This is a genomic window from Arthrobacter sp. ASL1 (assembly GCF_056680475.1).
Genome location: NZ_CM155284.1, coordinates 1,595,315 through 1,611,545, shown reverse-complemented (window position 1 = coordinate 1,611,545; position 16,231 = coordinate 1,595,315). Strand labels below are relative to the sequence as shown.

Below are 16,231 nucleotides of genomic sequence, written 5' to 3'. Positions count from 1 at the left end.
ACATGCTGCCAGCGTGTGTGGCCCGTCACACTAGGTGTCTGCCTAGGGTTGGCCTAGGGGGGTATTGAGAGCCGACAAGTGTGAATCAGCGCAAAATGGATACTTGTCCATGACGCCCGGCGGACCGTAGCGTAGGCTGCCGTGGCGCATGCCCCCGGGCCGCCCCTTTTAACCCTCGCAGCGACCGATCGCGGATCTCCCGCACCCCTCGCCCCACTAATTTGGAAGGCCGGATGCTGATGACGTCGTCCAGTACTGCCACCCGCCGCAAATATCCGAACCGGCCCCGCTGGGCCGATGTATCCGTCTCGGCCATCGTGGCCGGCCTGATCGCCGTGGCCGTCTCCTACGCGGGACCCCTGCTGGTCGTCCTCAATGCCGCACGGAATGCCGGACTGACCGCCGAGCAGACATCCTCCTGGGTTTGGGCGATCTCCGTGGGAAGCGGGGTGGTCTGCGTGCTACTGAGCCTGTTCACCCGCCAGCCCGTCGTCGTCGCCTGGTCCGTGCCGGGCGCCGCCCTGCTACTGGCCGCGTTGGGCAACTACACCTATTCCGACGCCGTGGGCGCGTTCATGGTCGCCGGGCTGCTGGCCCTCGTTCTGGGCGTGACCGGGTGGTTCGGCAAGTTGTTGGCCAGCGTGCCCGCCCCGATCCTCGCGGCCGTGCTGGCCGGGGTCCTGCTGCCGTTCGTGCTCAAGGTGGCCGGTGCGGTCGTCGCTGCACCGCTCGTGGCCGGCGGCGTGGTCATCGCCTACCTGCTGGGCCGCCGGTTCATCCCCAAGTACGCTGTCTTGCTGGCCCTCTGTGCCGGGGTGCTGCTGGTCCTGGCCTCCGGGCAGGGCACGGCCCCCCGGATGGGACTGGAGCTCTCGGGGCCGTTGTGGACGACCCCGACGTTCAGCCTGTCGGCCATCATGGGCATTTCCATTCCGCTGCTCATCGTCACCATGGCCGGGCAGAACGGCCCGGGTCTGGCGATGATGCACGCCAACGGGTACGCCGCCAACGATCGGCTGTTGCTGGGTGGGTCGGCCGCCGCCTCCATCGCCTTCGCACCGTTCGGCGCCCACTCCATCAACCTCGCCGCCATCACCGCTGGCATCTGCACCGGCCGTGAGGCCCACGAGGACCCCACCCGCCGCTACGTTGCCGGGATCTCCTGCGGCATCTTCTACCTGGCGTTCGGCATGATCAGCGGAACGGTGGTCGCCCTGCTGGCCGCCGTACCGGATGAATTGATCACCGCCATGGCCGGTGTGGCCCTGATCGGCGCCCTGCAGGTCTCCTTCTCCGACGCGATGGCCGGGGCGCGGGAGAACCCCGCAGCCGTCGAGGCCGCCCTGATCACGTTGGCCATCACCGCATCCGGGGTGGCGCCATGGGGGATCGTCGCCCCGTTCTGGGGTTTCATCGGCGGGGCCGTTGCCTACCTGGTCCTGCGCCCGACCCACGCGCGCCGCCGCTAGGAGCGGGCCAGCCTCAGCGCCGCCTCGGCAGGATCCGCCGCAGCGAGTCAAACCGGCGACCGAGACGGCTCATGGCGGTTTGGCCAGCGCGTGGTCCGTCCGTGCTCCGGGGACCCACGGTCACCTCCGCAACCATCTCCAGACGCGGTTTCCCGCCGTCGTCGTGCTCCACGACGCCCCGGGACCAGCTGATGCGCAGCCCCTGGTCGGCAACCTCGAGGTTCGCGAGGTTGTTGTCGAACCACGGGCCCCGGATCCCGGACCAGTCGAAGGGTGGAGGCCGGACACCGGCGGCTCGCGCCAGCAGGGATCCAAAGAGCCGCGCGGGGCCGTAGGCCATGGATGAGACGAAGACACGCAGCACAGGTGGCATTGGATTGCGCATGGGTGAGCAGACGGCCTGGATGATCCGGCTGCCGGCGTCGCGCTTGACCTCGGAGACGTAGGAGAAGTGCACGTCCCCGGAGAGGAAGGTGACGGTCTCCGGTGCGGCGCCACGTTTCCCGTCGGCGGTTTCCGCCACCAAACGGGCGACGTGCCGGAAGCTGCGCTGGAACGCGGCCCAGTGCTCCAGATCGACTGCCTGGCGGACCGTTTCGCCGATCCGGGCCCAGGTGCGCCCCCACGCGCCATCGGAGATCGCCTCGTCCCACGACTCCACGTGGTGCAGCCCGTTGGGAAGCAGGAACGGCAGCGACGTGCCAATCAGCAGATGCCGGAATCCGCCGTGGAGCCGCTGCTCGAGCCAGTCCATTTCGTCGTCGTCGAGCAGGGACCGCGCTCCGGGTTCGAGCTGGCGAGCCGCACGTGAATCCACCACCAGCAGGCGCACGTCGTCGAAATCCCGGCAGTAGCTCCAGCGGTAGGTGTCCGGGCGCCGGTCGGCGAGGGCGGCGAAGTCGTCGATGTCGTCGCTGACGTCGATTTCACCGGGTCCGGCGTGTTCCGCGATGCGCATCCAGAGTGGATCGCGCGCCCGCTCCGACGGCGAGAGGTTGCCCAGGTGCTGGTAGACCCAGTAGCTGCCGAGCCCGGCGACGATCCGACCATGCCACCAGGAGGTTTCCTCCATCTCCCGGCGCCAGGCGAGGGAGGCGTTCCAATCGTCGCGGATGTCATGGTCATCGAAGATCATGGCCGTCGGCAGCGTGGAGAACAGCCACCGGATCGCCGGATCCGACCAGGCCAGGGCATAGAGGTGGGCGTATTCCTCGAAGTCCCGCAGCTCGGCCCCTGGCGGTTCGTCGATGTCGCGGCGGCTGCGGATGAACTCCTGCATGGCCTGGCTGGTGACGTCGGCATACACCTGGTCCCCGAGCAGCACCGCCAGGCCAGGCCATTGCGGAGCCTGGGTCTCGGACATGTGCACCGCGTAGGCGCGTAGGGCGTCCACGCCGTGCTTGCGGTTGCCGGCGGCGTCGTGCGGGACACTCGTCCGGCACGACCCGAAGGCCAGGCGCAGCGGAATGCCCGCGCCGGGAGTGCGGATGACCGAGGGCGGATAGTCGGTGGATTCGGGCCACAGCGGGTGCTCGTCGACGGTGACGCGGTACGGCAGCTCGGCACCGGCGGTGAGGCCATCGAGCGTGACCAGGGCGTAGTGGTGTCCATGGACGCCGAAGGTCCGGGCCGTCCAGGTGCCGGCCGTCGTCTCGACGCCGACGGTTCCCGCGTGGCTGGTCTCGACCCAGATGGACGCGCTGGTCTCCGTCACATGTCGGAGCAGCGGGCCCAACAGCAGGGTGGGGGAAGGGGAGGCTTCTGGTGCCATGGCTGGTCCTCCTGGAAGTGCGTCGTGTCGGGGGCCTTGGCGTCCTAAGGCGGGGCCTGCCGGAATCCTCTGGTCCTGCACGCTTCCATTCTAGGAGCAATCCGGTAGCGGCGAACAGTTTGGTCGGCGGCGGCCTCGCGCGGGCCGTCTGGGTGCCCCTATCATGGGTTTGGCCAGGGTCTTCACCGTGGCCGAACCGGATCATGGCGGCAGCCGTGCTCCGCCGCATCCACCCTCGGAGAGATCAATGAGTGATGAACGGCGCCGTCGGTTGGGGGACAAGGACGCCCCGGTGGAGGACGAGATCGCCGAATCGTTCGACCGCATCGTCGCCGACGGGGCGGCACGCCTGGCTCGGTCCTGGACGACAGTCCTGGTCACGGGAACGTTCGGCGGCCTTGAGGTCGGCGCCGGGGTCATGGCCTATTTGGCGGTACTGCACGAGACGGGCAGCCACCTGCTGGCCGGCTTGGCCTTCGGCATCGGGTTCGTGGCCCTGTTGCTGGCCAAGAGCGAGTTGTTCACGGAGGGGTTCCTGGTGCCGATCACCGCCGTGGCCGCGAAGGAGGCCAACTTCGCGCATCTGGCCAAGCTGTGGGGCGGCACGCTCGTGATGAACCTGGTCGGCGGATGGGCGTTCATGTGGCTAGTGGCCGTGGCGTTCCCCCAGTTCGCGCCCGACCTGGAGACAGCCGCCCTGCATTTCGTGGACGCAGGATTCACCTGGCAGTCGGTCTGCCTGGCGATCCTGGGCGGGAGCACCATCACCCTGATGACGCGGATGCAGCAAGGCACTGAGTCGACGGTCGCCAAGATCATTGCGGCCATGGCCGGCGGCTTCCTGCTCGCCGGACTGCAGCTCTTCCACTCCATCCTGGATTCGCTGATCATCTTCGGTGCCATCCACGCCGGGGCGCCGGTGAGTTACCTCGACTGGCTCGGGTGGTTCGGCTACACGCTGGCCTTCAACATGCTCGGAGGCCTCCTTCTGGTCACCGCCCTGCGATTGCTGCGCAACAAGGAGCTCATCGCCGAGCGCCGACAATCGACGTCCGAGGATGCCGAAACGCGGCGGTAGCCGTCGAGGCGCCTGATCGGCCGGGCGTGGCGGCATGGCGGCGGGTCGCGGCATGAGACGTGCATGAACCCCGGCACTGCAGAACAAGTCACGTGCGGGGATCGTCAAGCCACGCCGTGGTGACCCACGGCACAATGGGTTCCAAGCCACCACGCGCCGCGACCGCGGCGGCACCCCAGCCCAAGGAGCAGGCATGTCCACGCAACCGGCCACCGCAGCAGCCACCTACCAGGACCTCCTGGCCCGGATCGCCCCGCAGGGCGAATCACGACCGATCAACGACCCGGCCACCGGGGAGGAGGTCGGCCGTGCCCCCGTGCACACCACCGCCGACCTCGACGCCGCCGTCTCCGCCGCCCGCGCCGCCCAGCCGGGGTGGGGTGCCCTGTCCCACGCCGAACGCAGCGACCACCTCAACCGGGCGGCCGACGCAGTGGAGGCCAACGCCGAACCGCTGGCCGAACTGCTCTCCCGCGAGCAGGGCAAGCCGCTGAACGGACCCAACGCCCGCTTCGAGGTCGGCGCCTGCTCGGCCTGGCTGCGCGCCACCGCCGCCTTCGAGCTGGAACCCGACGTCGTGGTCGACGACGGCGAATCCCACGCCGCCATCCACTACCGCCCGTTGGGCGTGGTCGGGGCCATCGGCCCGTGGAACTGGCCGATGATGATCTCCATCTGGCAGATCGCCCCCTCGCTGCGCATGGGCAACACCATCGTCCTCAAGCCCAGCGAATACACCCCGCTGTCCGTCCTGGCCCTGGGTGCGGTGCTCAACGACGTCCTGCCGGCCGACCTGCTGCACGTCGTCTCCGGTGGCCGCGACGTCGGAGAGGCCCTGTCCGCCCACCCGGGAATCGACAAGATCATGTTCACCGGGTCCACCGCCACCGGCAAGGCGATCATCCGCTCATCCGCCGACACGGTGAAGCGGCTGACCCTGGAACTCGGCGGCAACGACGCCGGCATCGTCCTGGACGACGTCGACCCGCAGGCCATCGCGGAGGACCTGTTCTGGGGTGCCTTCATCAACACCGGGCAGACCTGCGCCGCGCTCAAGCGTCTCTACGTCCCGGATGCGATCTACGACCAGGTCTGCGACGCCCTCGTGGACCTGGCCGCCAAGATGCCGATGGGCAACGGGCTCGACGAGAACAACGTGCTCGGCCCACTGCAGAACCAGGCCCAGTACGACATCGTCGCGCGGCTCGTCGACGCGGCCAAGGCCTCCGGTGCCCGCGTGCTCACCGGTGGCAATCCGGACGCCGACGCCCCCGGATACTTCTACCCGACGACCCTCATCGCAGACATCGACAACGACAACCCCCTGGTCGCCCAGGAGCAGTTCGGCCCGGCTTTGCCGATCATCCGCTACACCGACCTGGCGGACGCGATCGCCATGGCCAACGGGCTCGACGTCGGCCTCGGCGCCTCCGTCTGGTCCTCCGACCCGGCCCGTGCCCGCGAGGTCGCCGCCCGCATCGAGGCGGGCACCGTGTGGATCAACAAGCACGGCGCCGTGGACCCGCGCATCCCGTTCGGCGGGGCCAAGCAGTCCGGCTACGGCCTGGAGTTCGGCATCGCCGGACTCAAGGCGCTGGGCGCCCCACAGGTCATCGCGGGTTAGGAGCACCATGGACACCGAATTCGACTACCTCGTGGTCGGTGCCGGATCGGCCGGCAACGTCATCGCCCGCCGCCTGCTCGACGCCGGACACCGCGTCGCCGTGCTCGAGGCCGGCGGCCAGGACACCAACCCCGACATCGCCAACGTCTGTACGCTCGGCGCCCTCTGGCACAGCGAGCAGGACTGGGACTACTACACGGTCCCGCAGGAAGGCGCCTCGGGGCGCAGCCTGCACCTGCCACGGGGCAAGGTCATGGGCGGATCCCACGCCCTGAACGCCACCATCTGGGTCCGCGGCGCCCGCCAGGACTACGACACGTGGGCCTACCTCGGCTGCCCCGGCTGGTCCTGGGAGGACGTGCTGCCGGTCTTCAAGAGGATCGAGGACTACGACGGCGGTGCCTCGGACACGCGCGGCGCCGGTGGTCTGCTCGATGTCACCACCGGCTACGAGCACCACCCGATCCAGGACGCCATGCTCGCCGGCGCCGTCGAAACCGGGTTCGAACTCAACGAGGACTACAACTCGGGGGACCCCGAAGGCGTCTCGCGGATGCAGCTGAACGTGCGCGACGGCGGCCGCTTCAACACCTGGCACGCCTACCTCAAGCCGGTTGCCGACCACCCGGACCTCACCCTGCTCATCGGCGCCCACGTACGCAGGCTTCTCGTCGAGGACGGCCGGGTGGCGGGGGTGGAGATGGAGCACGACGGCGGCACCCGGGTCATCCGCGCCACGGAGACCATCCTGGCTGCCGGGGCCATCAACTCGCCGGAACTGCTGCTGCGATCGGGCATCGGCCCCGCCGCCGAGCTCGCCGAGGTCGGTGTGGCCGTGGTCCATGACCTGCCCGGGGTGGGCAAGAACCTGCAGGACCACCTGCTGTCGCCGGTCATCTTCTCCACCGACGAGCCGCTCGAGGCACCGACCGTGGCACCGGCGGAGGTCCACCTGTTCGCCAAGTCCCGACCAGATCTGGCCGTACCGGACACCCAACCGATCTTCTTCTCGGTACCGATGTACTCGCAGGACTATGCGGGCGGTGGCATGACCGGCGCCGACGGAGGGTTCTCGATGCTCGGGGGACTGGTCCGGCCGCAAAGCCGCGGCGAGATCCGCCTGACCGGCCCGGACGCCACGGACCCGATCAGCATCGATCTGCGCGCCCTCTCCGAGCAGGCCGACGTCGACGCCCTCGTCGCCTCGGTCGAGCACTGCCGGGCCATCGGCCGCTCGCCGGCACTGGCCGCCTGGGGTGCCACCGAGGTCTACCCGGGAGCGGGCGTCACCGGGGACGAGCTGGAGCGGTACGTGCGCGATTCGGTGGTGACGTACCACCACCAAGTCGGCACCTGCCGGATGGGCTCGGACGACGGCGCCGTCGTGGATCCGCGGACGCTCAAGGTCCGCGGGCTCGAGGGCGTGCGGATCGCCGACGCGTCGATCATGCCGCAGGTTCCCACCGGCAACACCAACGCCCCGTCGGTGATGATCGGCGAGCGCGCCGCCGACATCATCCTCGGGCCGCAGCCTGGATCAGTCCACGCCGCCACCCCCGTCGGCGCCGGCACCAGCTGACCGGCAGAAGCCGTCCGATCGACGAGCCCGGCCCCGATCCGCCCCATCCGGCGGACCGGGGAGTGTCTCATGCACACCCCGTGTCAGCCGCCGTGGGCCCGGTCGGCCAGCTGCTGGAGGTCGTCGAGCCGAGCCAACCGCACTTCCCGGATCAACCGCAGCGTTGGCTTCAGCGCGAAGCACAGGGAGCCCACCAGAAAGCACCATGTCCCGGGGATCATCAGGGACTCGGAGAAGAAGAAAATACTGCCAACGATGAAGAGCGCGGCGGCGGTGAAGTCAACGACAGTATAGGCAATCTCGAACGCCGCGTAGAGGTGTTGGTGGGCGGGGCTGTTGTCCCGACGATTGTGCTTGAAGAGCATGCAACAACTCCTTGGGTCTGCATTGGTTCTCAGAGATTGGGTGCGCTGGCACCCCACCCACCAGTCTTGCGCGCCGCGGATGCCGGTACAAGTCTTGCTGTTCATGCGCAGCCCATACCGCCCATCTGCGGCGAGGATCCTAGCGAGACCAGGACCTCCCGACGCAATTCGTTGTCGGCTGGAGAAGCGATTCCCCGGTTGAAAGCAGCTTGAGCAGACAGGCAACGCAGCTTCATTGGCGGGCTGCCACTGTCGTCCTTCGACGCGGCGACGGTCGGAACGACGAGCGCGGGCATGCCATACGTGAAGCGGGCCCGAGCGCACGCTGCGGGGACGTCCACCAGGCCGCAGCGACCGCGACCCTATCGGCTCGCAGCCGTCGCCGGACCCGAATCATTGTCCCGGCGGGCTGGTGGCCCGACAATGGGAGAACTAGACAAGGGGAGTGAAACGATGAGCACCGACGAACCGACGCCGCGTACGCAAGCCCATGAACGCCAGCCCACGCAGGGCCAGCCCACGGAACGCATCAGCGCCACTGAACGTCCGGCCGCCGCGGATCGCCGGGAGCCTGGGCACCAGAACCCCGGCACCTACGTCGAGGGGACCGGGCCGGAACACCGCGCCCGCGTCGAACCGGACGGCGGCCGTGCGGCGACAGAAGTCCACGCCGAGGAACGCCGCCGCTTCGGTGGGGTGAAGATCGGCTCGGCCTTCTTCGGCTGGCTGACCGCCATGGGGATGAGCGTGCTGCTCACGGCTCTGCTGGCCGCTGCCGGGGCGGGCATCGGCCTCGCGAACGGATCCTCGGCCGAGGACCTGGTGAACCAGGCTTCGAAGGACGTGGCCGGCATCGGCGTGGTCAGCGCCATCGTCCTGGGCATCATCCTGCTGGTGGCCTACTACTGTGGCGGCTACGTAGCCGGCCGCATGGCGCGATTCAACGGGATCCGCCAGGGTGTGGCCGTCTGGTTGTGGGCGATCGTCATCGCCTTGATCCTGGCCGTGATCGGTGCCATCGCCGGAAGCCAGTTCAACGTCCTGGGCAGCCTGAACGTCCTGCCCCGGGTGCCCCTGAATGAAGGGGTGCTCACCACGGGCGGGATCATCGCCCTGGTGATCGCCCTGCTCATCCCGTTGGTGGGGGCCATCCTGGGCGGCCTGGCCGGGATGCGTTACCACCGCAGGATCGACCGGGCGCTCGAGTAGGGGGAACTAGGGGAGGGACTTGCCGATCCCGGAGGCCAACGGCACCCGCCAACCGAAGCGCAGCGACAACAGCCGGGCTCCGAGCACCAGCCCGGCCACCGCCGTTCCGGTGACCGGGTTCAGCCAGCCGATGCTCCACAGCGCCGAAGTCAGGGCCGCTCCGACCATGGCCGGTATCGCATAGACGCCGCGCGGGTTGAAGACCTGCGGGATCTCGTTGGAAACCACATCACGCATGATCCCGCCGCCGACCGCCGTCGTCAGGCCCAGCAGCGCCGCGGTCACCGCGCCCATTCCGGATTCCAGCGCCGTCAGCGTTCCGGTGACACAGAAGAGTGCCAGCCCGCCGGCGTCGAAGATCATCAACGTGCGCCGCAGCCTCCGGATCCCGAACAAGTGGAAGTACACCGCCAGGACCGCCAATGCCGGCGGGACCAGGTAGATGGGCATCTGGAAGGCGTTCGGCACGCCCTGGTCGATCACCAGATCGCGGATGACGCCTCCGCCGAGGCCGACGAGCGAGGCCAGCATGGCCGAACCGACGACGTCGAAATCGCGGCGGGCCGCCAGCAGAGAACCGGAAACGGCGAAGAAGAAGACCCCGAGCAGGTCCAGCAGGAGCATGAAGTTCACGGGCGGCGGTGCCCCTTTCCGGCGTGCATTGGCTCAGGCCGCCGTGCCGACACGGGAGAGGATCGCGGCCAACGCGGCCCGGGTTCCCGTCTCCAGGGTCGGTTCCATGATGGGGGCGAACCGGGGGGAGTGGTTGACCGGGAAATTCCCGGCCGCCATGGTCTCGGCGGTGTAGGCGCCGAAGAACCAGAAGACGGACGGGACGTCGATCGCCGCCGACAGGGCGCCGAAGTCCTCGGACGCCATGGCCGGTTCACCCTCGATGACCGCGTCGTCGCCGAGCTCGGCGAGCAGCGCGTCGGCCAGGGCGTCCGTCGCGGCGGGGTCGTTGTGGTTCGGCGGGTAGACGGTCAGGACCTCGATGTCCGGCTCCGGGGCGTTGGAGGCGGCCGCCTCGGCGGAAATGATCCGGCGCAGGGCGGAGAGGATCTGGTCCCGGACGTCCTCGTCGAAGGTGCGCACGTTGAGCGTGAACTCGGCGGTGTCCGGGATGATGTTCTCCTTCAGCCCGCCGCGGAAGGTGCCGATGGTGACGACGGCGGGGCGGCGCGGGTCGACCTCCCGGGAGACGATGGTCTGGATCCGGGTGATCGTCGCGGCACCGAGCACGATCGGGTCGATCGAGTCCTGCGGCTGCGAGCCGTGGGACTGGCGCCCATGCAGGGTGACCTTCCACGAATCGGCCTGCGTCATGGGGTGCCCGTGCACATAGGACACGGTTCCGGCCAGGCCGGGCATCACGTGCTGGCCGAACACGACGTCGGGTTTCGGGGCCTTGTCCCACAGCCCGTCCTCGACCATCGCCTGCGCGCCGGCGGCGGTTTCCTCGCCGGGCTGGAAGATGAACACGATGGTGCCGGACCATGAATCCGTGGATGCGGCGAGGATGCGGGCCGCCGTCAACAAGGACGCGGCGTGTGAATCGTGCCCGCACCCGTGCATGACCGGGACGTCGGTGCCGTCGGCGAGGGTGCCGCTGGCGGTGCTGGCGTAGGGCAGGCCGGTGTCCTCGCGGATCGGCAGGGCGTCGATGTCGGCACGGAAGGCAACCGTGGGGCCGTCGCCGTTGCGCAGCACCCCGACGACTCCCGTGCCGCCGCAGCGGACGGGATCAATGCCGAACGCCTGCAGTTCCCCCTCGATGGCCTCGGCGGTGCGGTGTTCCTGCATGGAGAGCTCCGGATGCTCGTGGAACTGCTGGTAGATCCCGTGGAGGTACTGGCGGTGGTTGTCGGTGAGAAGGTCCGCAGCTGACATGTTCGACTCCTAGGGTTTCGACACCGGTCCCGGACACTGTGCCCCGGGCACCACCCGCCCCGCGGGGTGGCGGCGTGTTCATCGTAACAACGGCCCGGCCCCGGCATCGGGCCGGTGTGTCGGCCGGCGACGCCGATAGGATCCGATCATGAGTTCCCTCGACTTCACCATTGCCCTGCGCTGGTCCGACCAGGACGCCAACGGCCACCTGAACCATGCCCGCATCGTCACGCTCATGGAGGAGGCCCGCGTGCGGTGGACCCGGGCCGGGGCGGGGTTCGGGTCCCTGTTGTCCGGCGTCGTCGTCGCCTCCCTGAAGGTGGACTACCTGGCGCAGGCCGAATACATCCCGGAGATGACGATCAGCCTGGGCGTGGAACGCATCGGGACCAAGTCGTTCACCCTGCGCCACACCGGCATCCAACGCGGCACCACGGTCTTCGTCGGCACCACGGTGATCGTCCCGCTGGGCGAGGACCGCTCCGGGGCCCGGGCGCTGAACGACGACGAACGTCGGGCCCTGCAGCACAACCTCCTCGAGGACGACTCGGCCTGAGCCCCGCAGATCCACCACCCCACGACCGGGTGCATCCGGGCCGAACGGGACTAGAATTGCGGCAGTTCCTCCCGGAAATGAGGCCGCGATGCGGCGTGCCATGGTCCATATCGTTCCCCTGCGGATCGGCCGCGCGGCGGCATCCGGCGTCTTGGCTCTTGCACTGGTGGCCGGATTCTCCCCGGCGGGTCCGGCCGGCCCGGCGCGCCCTGTCCTGCCGGCGGCCATCGCGGCGTCACACCTGACGCCCGCCCAACAACTGGCCGGGCTGACCCTGTACCAGCGGATCGGCAAGGTCCTGATGATGGGCGTTCCGGCCACCGGAGCCAACGCCACCACGATGAACACCCTGACGCGCTTCCACGTGGGCAACGTCTTCCTCTCCGGACGCAGCTACGGCGGAACGGCGGCCGCCCACGCGGTGGTCGCCAGGATCAACGCCACCGTCTCCCCGCTTTCCACCGGCGGGCTGCCCCGGTTCGTCGCCACGGATCAGGAGGGCGGATACGTCCAGGTACTCAACGGCCCCGGTTTCACCGACATGCCCACCGCCCTGCACCAGGGCACCTGGTCGACGGCCTATCTGCAGTCCCAGGCGACGAAATGGGCACGCCAGCTGCGCTCCGCAGGGGTGAACGTGAACCTGGCCCCGGTGGGGGACACCGTGCCCAGCGCGGCGTTCGCCCCGCACAACGCGCCGATCGGTTATTGGCACCGCGAATACGGGTACACCTCCGAGCACGTGGCCGCGGACGTGGATGCGTTCACCCGGGGGATGAAGGCCGGAGGCGTGGCCCCGGTGGTCAAGCACTTCCCCGGGCTGGGACGGGTCACCAGGAACACCGACACCTCCGTGAACGTCGCGGACACCATCACCACCCGCTACACCGCGTACCGGCGGCCGTTCGCCCGCGCGGCGAACAACGGGACCCGCTGGATCATGGTCTCCAACGCCTACTACACCCGGATCGATCCGCACCATATCGGCACGTTCTCCCCGGTCATCATGAAGACGATGCTGCGCCACGACCTGGCGTTCAAGGGCATCGTCATCTCCGATGACCTGTGCAACGCCAAGCAGCTTTCCCCCTGGAGCTATGCCACGCGGGCCAAAACGTTCTTCAAGGCCGGCGGAACGATGCTGTTGTGCGTCAACCCGGCCGCCCTCCCCACGATGTACTGGGCGCTGCTCGCCGAAGCGAAGCGCAGCCCGGCGTTCCGGGCCATCATCAACGCGGCGGCGCTGGAAGTGCTCGACACGCAGGCCGGGAATTAGGGCGGGCCACGGGAAAGGCCGCCCTCTTCGAGGGCCTTCCGAAACCATGGACTTAGATACTACGATAAATTAGTCTTTCCACCGTGGAAGTAAATAACAGCAGATATACGAGCTTGCGCTGGTTCGGTCTCGGCGCGATCAGCCTCTCCGTGGCGCTGATCATCATGGATGGCACCATCGTCTCGGTGGCCGTTCCCTCCATCATCGACGACCTGACGTTGAGCACCACCCAGGTCCAATGGATCCAGGAGATTTACACGCTGGTCTTCGCCGCCCTGCTCCTGGTGTGGGGGCGGGTTGCGGACCGGGTGGGGCGGCGCCGGATCCTCGTCGTCGGCACACTGGTCTTCCTTCTCAGTTCCGTCCTCTGCGCCCTGTCGGATGCGGGCGGATGGCTCATCGCAGCCCGCGCCCTCCAGGGCGTCGGCGGGTCGATGATGCTGCCGACGACGTTGTCCCTGCTCAACGCGAACTTCCGTGGCAAGGACCGCACCATAGCGTTCGCCGTTTGGGGTTCGACGATTGGAGGCATGGCCGCGGTCGGACCCATCGTCGGCGGGTGGCTCACCTCGAGCTTCAGCTGGCACTGGGCCTTCCTGATCAACGTGCCGCTGGGGCTGCTGGCCGCCGCCGGGACGGTGGCATTCGTCGCGGAGTCCCGTGAATCCGACACCTCCCGGCTCGACGACTATCTCGGCGCGGTGCTCTCCGTCCTGGCGTTCGGTGCGCTCGTCTTTGCCCTGATCGAGGGGCGGCACTACGGCTGGTGGATGGCGACCGATGATGCCCCCTTGGCCCTTTTCGGCTTCTCACCGGTTCCGCCGTCCTTCGTGGTCGCGGTCGTGGCCATGGTCGTCTTCATCTGGACCCAACGAGAGCGCACCCGGAGAGGACGGAGCGTTCTGCTGGATATCAGCTTGTTCACCATCCCCTCATTTGCCCGGGGCAACGTCACCGCGCTCACCGTGAGCCTGGGCGAATTCGGGTTGATCCTCTCCCTGCCCATCTGGTTCCAGAACGTGTTGGGGCTCGATGCCCTGCACGCCGGGTTGGCCCTGGTGCCGCTGGCTGCGGGATCGTTCGTCGCGTCGGGAAGCCTCCAGGCACTTTCCCGTCGGCTGTCGGCGGTCCGACTGGTCCAACTCGGGTTGGTCCTGGAGATCCTTGGCGTGGGCCTGCTGGCGCTGCTCATCCGGCCGGACAGCTCAACTTGGCTCACCTCGATTCTGTTGTTCGTCTACGGAATGGGGGTCGGCTTCGCAACGGCGCAGTTGACGCAGGTGGTGCTGGCCGACGTCCCGGTCGAACGCTCGGGACAGGCGGCTTCCACCCAATCCACCGCCCGCCAAGTCGGTTCGGCACTGGGCATCGCGATCCTGGGCACCGCGCTATTCACGACCTTGACCCGTGGCACGCAAAGCCACGTGGAGGCACTCGTGGCCGGGGACCCACGGCTGCAGGGTCTAGTCGACGCGGTGACCAGCAGTTCAGGTGGGACCATTGCCGCGTTGGCCGCTCACCCGCAAACGGCAGCCATTGCCGATGCCGCCCGATCGGCACTGACCAGTGGCGTCTCTCTCGCGGCATGGATCGCCGCAGGAGTCCTGCTGCTGGGGCTGCTGACCACTCTGCGGCTCCAGGCCCGGTCCCCCAATGCGGAGCCGGACGGTGCGGCGACATCCCGGCGATCTGACTGACCTGCCGAGCCTCGAACGACCCGGTCGCAGACGGGCGCCTGGCATCCCGCGGGGACTGGACGTCGTCCGTCTTTCGCCGTTGGCTTCGGCGAGAACGGGTCGAAAGTCGGGACACGCCGGGCTTTTCGGCCCGGCCTCGGACTTTCGACGCGTTCTCGTGCCCGCACCCCACCGCACCGCACCCCACCGCACCGCACCGCGAGCGCGTCCGGGGGCGGCGCTCAGTCCTTCAGGAACCCCGAGAGCCGGCGGTCCAGCGCCGAACTGCGCTCATCCAGCCCGGTCACCGTGACCTCTGCGCCGTGTTTGGCGTACTTGTCACGGACCGAATCCAGGGCGGCAATGGTCGAGGCGTCCCACAACTGGGCGGCTGACAGGTCGATGACCACGTGCTGCGGGTCCTCCGCGTAGTCGAACTGCTCGACCAGGTCGTTGCTGCTGCCGAAGAACAGCGGACCGGCCACCGCGTAGCCCACGGAGGCGCCGTCGTCGTGCAGGCTCCGGCTCACGACCAGCACCCGGGCCACCCGGCGGGCGAACAGGACCATCGCCAGCAGCACACCGATGCCGACCCCCACGGCGAGGTTCCCGGTGGCCACGACGGCGATGATGGTGACCGCCATGACCAGGGTCTCGGGGACCGGCATGCGGCGCAGCGTACCCGGGGCGACGCTGTGCCAGTTCACGGTTTGCACGGCCACGACCATCATCACCGCCGCCAGCGCGACCATGGGGATGCGGGCCATCACATCGCTCAGTGAGGTCATCAGCAGCAGCAGGAACAACCCGGCGACCAGCGTGGAGATGCGGGTGCGGGCCCGGCCGAGCTTCACGTTGACCACGGTCTGCCCGATCATCGCGCAGCCGCCGATGCCACCCCACCCGGCGGCGAGCATGTTGGCCACGCCCAGGCCCCACGACTCGCGGCCCTTGTTCGAATGGGTCTCGGTCAGGTCGTCGGTGACCTTGGCCGTCAGCAGGGTCTCGAGCAGACCGACGAACGCCACCGAGAGCGCGGTGGGCCAGATCAGCTGCAGCGTTTCCATGTTTACCGGAACGCCCAGGGCGGTCAGCCCGGGCAGCGGACCGCCGATGGTGCCTTCGCCGGCGACGTCGGGAATGGTCCAGTTGAAGACGACGACGGCGGCGGTCGCCAGCGCGATCGCCACCAACGGGGCGGGGACCACCGTCGTGAAGCGGGGGAGCAGAACCACGATGAGCAGGACGACGGCGAAGACCGCGTAACCGAGCGGCGGCAGGTCCAGTACATGCGGGACCTGCGCCATGAAGATCAGGATGCCCAGGCCATTGACGAAGCCGAGCATGACCGAACGCGGGACGAAACGCATCAACCGCGCCAGGCCGAACACCCCGAACGCGACCTGGACCAGGCCGGCGAGGACGATCGTGGGCATCAGGTACTCGACACCGTGCGTCTTCACCAGCGGGCCCACCACCAGGGCCACCGACCCGGCCGCGGCGGTGATCATCGCGGGGCGTCCGCCCAGGAAAGACATGGAGACCGCCAGCACCACCGAGGCCAGCAGGGACACCTGCGGGTCGACGCCGGCGATGACGGAGAAGGAGATGACCTCGGGGATGAGCGCGAGCGTCGTGACGATCCCGGCGAGGACCTCGGTGCTCAGGGCGCGCGGGGAGCGCAGGACGCTGCGCAGGGTGGCGGGGGCGGGAACGGCTGACACAAGGGACAACTTTA

13 protein-coding genes are annotated in these 16,231 nt (G+C 68.6%); 8 read left to right on the top strand and 5 right to left on the bottom strand.

What is annotated here, in order from left to right:
- Window positions 1–239: 239 nt before the first annotated feature.
- Window positions 240–1,469: a benzoate/H(+) symporter BenE family transporter gene (locus AC1MEQ_RS07595; RefSeq protein ID WP_479795399.1), complete on the top strand. Its 1,230-nt coding sequence runs from the start codon at window positions 240–242 to the stop codon at window positions 1,467–1,469.
- Between the two features lie 13 nt (window positions 1,470–1,482).
- On the opposite strand, the gene AC1MEQ_RS07590 is transcribed toward AC1MEQ_RS07595, so the two are convergent.
- Window positions 1,483–3,240 carry an alkaline phosphatase D family protein gene (locus AC1MEQ_RS07590; RefSeq protein WP_479795397.1) on the bottom strand — a complete coding sequence of 586 codons (1,758 nt, stop codon included), beginning with the start codon at window positions 3,238–3,240 and terminating at the stop codon, window positions 1,483–1,485.
- Between the two features lie 247 nt (window positions 3,241–3,487).
- Here AC1MEQ_RS07590 and AC1MEQ_RS07585 point away from each other — a divergent pair, with 247 nt between their 5' ends.
- From AC1MEQ_RS07585 to AC1MEQ_RS07575, 3 genes are all read left to right on the top strand, one after another.
- On the top strand, window positions 3,488–4,318 hold the full coding sequence (locus AC1MEQ_RS07585) for a formate/nitrite transporter family protein (RefSeq protein ID WP_479795395.1): 831 nt from the start codon (window positions 3,488–3,490) through the stop codon (window positions 4,316–4,318).
- Between the two features lie 193 nt (window positions 4,319–4,511).
- The gene (locus AC1MEQ_RS07580) at window positions 4,512–5,942 is read left to right on the top strand and encodes an aldehyde dehydrogenase family protein (RefSeq protein ID WP_479795393.1); all 1,431 of its coding nucleotides are present in this window, start codon (window positions 4,512–4,514) and stop codon (window positions 5,940–5,942) included.
- 7 nt (window positions 5,943–5,949) lie between these two features.
- Window positions 5,950–7,521, top strand: a complete 1,572-nt coding sequence (locus AC1MEQ_RS07575) for a GMC family oxidoreductase (protein WP_479795391.1) — start codon at window positions 5,950–5,952, stop codon at window positions 7,519–7,521.
- 83 nt (window positions 7,522–7,604) lie between these two features.
- On the opposite strand, the gene AC1MEQ_RS07570 is transcribed toward AC1MEQ_RS07575, so the two are convergent.
- On the bottom strand, window positions 7,605–7,886 hold the full coding sequence (locus AC1MEQ_RS07570; protein WP_479795389.1) for a YrhK family protein: 282 nt from the start codon (window positions 7,884–7,886) through the stop codon (window positions 7,605–7,607).
- 453 nt (window positions 7,887–8,339) lie between these two features.
- Here AC1MEQ_RS07570 and AC1MEQ_RS07565 point away from each other — a divergent pair, with 453 nt between their 5' ends.
- Entirely contained in the window at window positions 8,340–9,095 is a 756-nt protein-coding gene (locus AC1MEQ_RS07565; RefSeq protein ID WP_479795387.1) for a hypothetical protein, read from the top strand.
- 6 nt (window positions 9,096–9,101) lie between these two features.
- On the opposite strand, the gene AC1MEQ_RS07560 is transcribed toward AC1MEQ_RS07565, so the two are convergent.
- Together AC1MEQ_RS07560 and AC1MEQ_RS07555 are read right to left on the bottom strand one after the other, a co-directional pair.
- Window positions 9,102–9,719 carry a trimeric intracellular cation channel family protein gene (locus AC1MEQ_RS07560; RefSeq protein WP_479796088.1) on the bottom strand — a complete coding sequence of 206 codons (618 nt, stop codon included), beginning with the start codon at window positions 9,717–9,719 and terminating at the stop codon, window positions 9,102–9,104.
- 42 nt (window positions 9,720–9,761) lie between these two features.
- Window positions 9,762–10,985, bottom strand: a complete 1,224-nt coding sequence (locus tag AC1MEQ_RS07555) for an amidohydrolase (RefSeq protein WP_479795385.1) — start codon at window positions 10,983–10,985, stop codon at window positions 9,762–9,764.
- A 148-nt stretch (window positions 10,986–11,133) separates the two neighbouring features.
- Between AC1MEQ_RS07555 and AC1MEQ_RS07550 the strand changes: the two genes are divergently transcribed.
- From AC1MEQ_RS07550 to AC1MEQ_RS07540, 3 genes are all read left to right on the top strand, one after another.
- Entirely contained in the window at window positions 11,134–11,541 is a 408-nt protein-coding gene (locus AC1MEQ_RS07550; protein WP_479795383.1) for an acyl-CoA thioesterase, read from the top strand.
- A gap of 100 nt (window positions 11,542–11,641) precedes the next feature.
- Window positions 11,642–12,817: a glycoside hydrolase family 3 N-terminal domain-containing protein gene (locus AC1MEQ_RS07545; RefSeq protein ID WP_479795381.1), complete on the top strand. Its 1,176-nt coding sequence runs from the start codon at window positions 11,642–11,644 to the stop codon at window positions 12,815–12,817.
- Window positions 12,818–12,900: 83 nt separating this feature from the next.
- Window positions 12,901–14,514, top strand: coding sequence for an MFS transporter (locus AC1MEQ_RS07540; protein WP_479795379.1), 1,614 nt, complete (start codon window positions 12,901–12,903; stop codon window positions 14,512–14,514).
- 221 nt (window positions 14,515–14,735) lie between these two features.
- Here the strand turns inward: AC1MEQ_RS07540 and AC1MEQ_RS07535 are convergent, their stop codons facing one another.
- Window positions 14,736–16,217 carry a SulP family inorganic anion transporter gene (locus tag AC1MEQ_RS07535; protein WP_479795377.1) on the bottom strand — a complete coding sequence of 494 codons (1,482 nt, stop codon included), beginning with the start codon at window positions 16,215–16,217 and terminating at the stop codon, window positions 14,736–14,738.
- Between the last annotated feature and the right edge of the window lie 14 nt (window positions 16,218–16,231).

Excerpts from the sequence above, each read along its gene's own strand:
- AC1MEQ_RS07575 (WP_479795391.1), top strand. The coding sequence starts at position 5,950 with ATGGACACCGAATTCGACTACCTCGTGGTCGGTGCCGGATCGGCCGGC.
- AC1MEQ_RS07550 (WP_479795383.1), top strand. The coding sequence starts at position 11,134 with ATGAGTTCCCTCGACTTCACCATTGCCCTGCGCTGGTCCGACCAGGAC.
- AC1MEQ_RS07590 (WP_479795397.1), bottom strand. The coding sequence starts at position 3,240 with ATGGCACCAGAAGCCTCCCCTTCCCCCACCCTGCTGTTGGGCCCGCTG.
- AC1MEQ_RS07555 (WP_479795385.1), bottom strand. The coding sequence starts at position 10,985 with ATGTCAGCTGCGGACCTTCTCACCGACAACCACCGCCAGTACCTCCAC.
- AC1MEQ_RS07545 (WP_479795381.1), top strand. The coding sequence starts at position 11,642 with ATGGTCCATATCGTTCCCCTGCGGATCGGCCGCGCGGCGGCATCCGGC.
- AC1MEQ_RS07560 (WP_479796088.1), bottom strand. The coding sequence starts at position 9,719 with ATGCTCCTGCTGGACCTGCTCGGGGTCTTCTTCTTCGCCGTTTCCGGT.
- AC1MEQ_RS07565 (WP_479795387.1), top strand. The coding sequence starts at position 8,340 with ATGAGCACCGACGAACCGACGCCGCGTACGCAAGCCCATGAACGCCAG.
- AC1MEQ_RS07580 (WP_479795393.1), top strand. The coding sequence starts at position 4,512 with ATGTCCACGCAACCGGCCACCGCAGCAGCCACCTACCAGGACCTCCTG.
- AC1MEQ_RS07570 (WP_479795389.1), bottom strand. The coding sequence starts at position 7,886 with ATGCTCTTCAAGCACAATCGTCGGGACAACAGCCCCGCCCACCAACAC.
- AC1MEQ_RS07595 (WP_479795399.1), top strand. The coding sequence starts at position 240 with ATGACGTCGTCCAGTACTGCCACCCGCCGCAAATATCCGAACCGGCCC.
- AC1MEQ_RS07585 (WP_479795395.1), top strand. The coding sequence starts at position 3,488 with ATGAGTGATGAACGGCGCCGTCGGTTGGGGGACAAGGACGCCCCGGTG.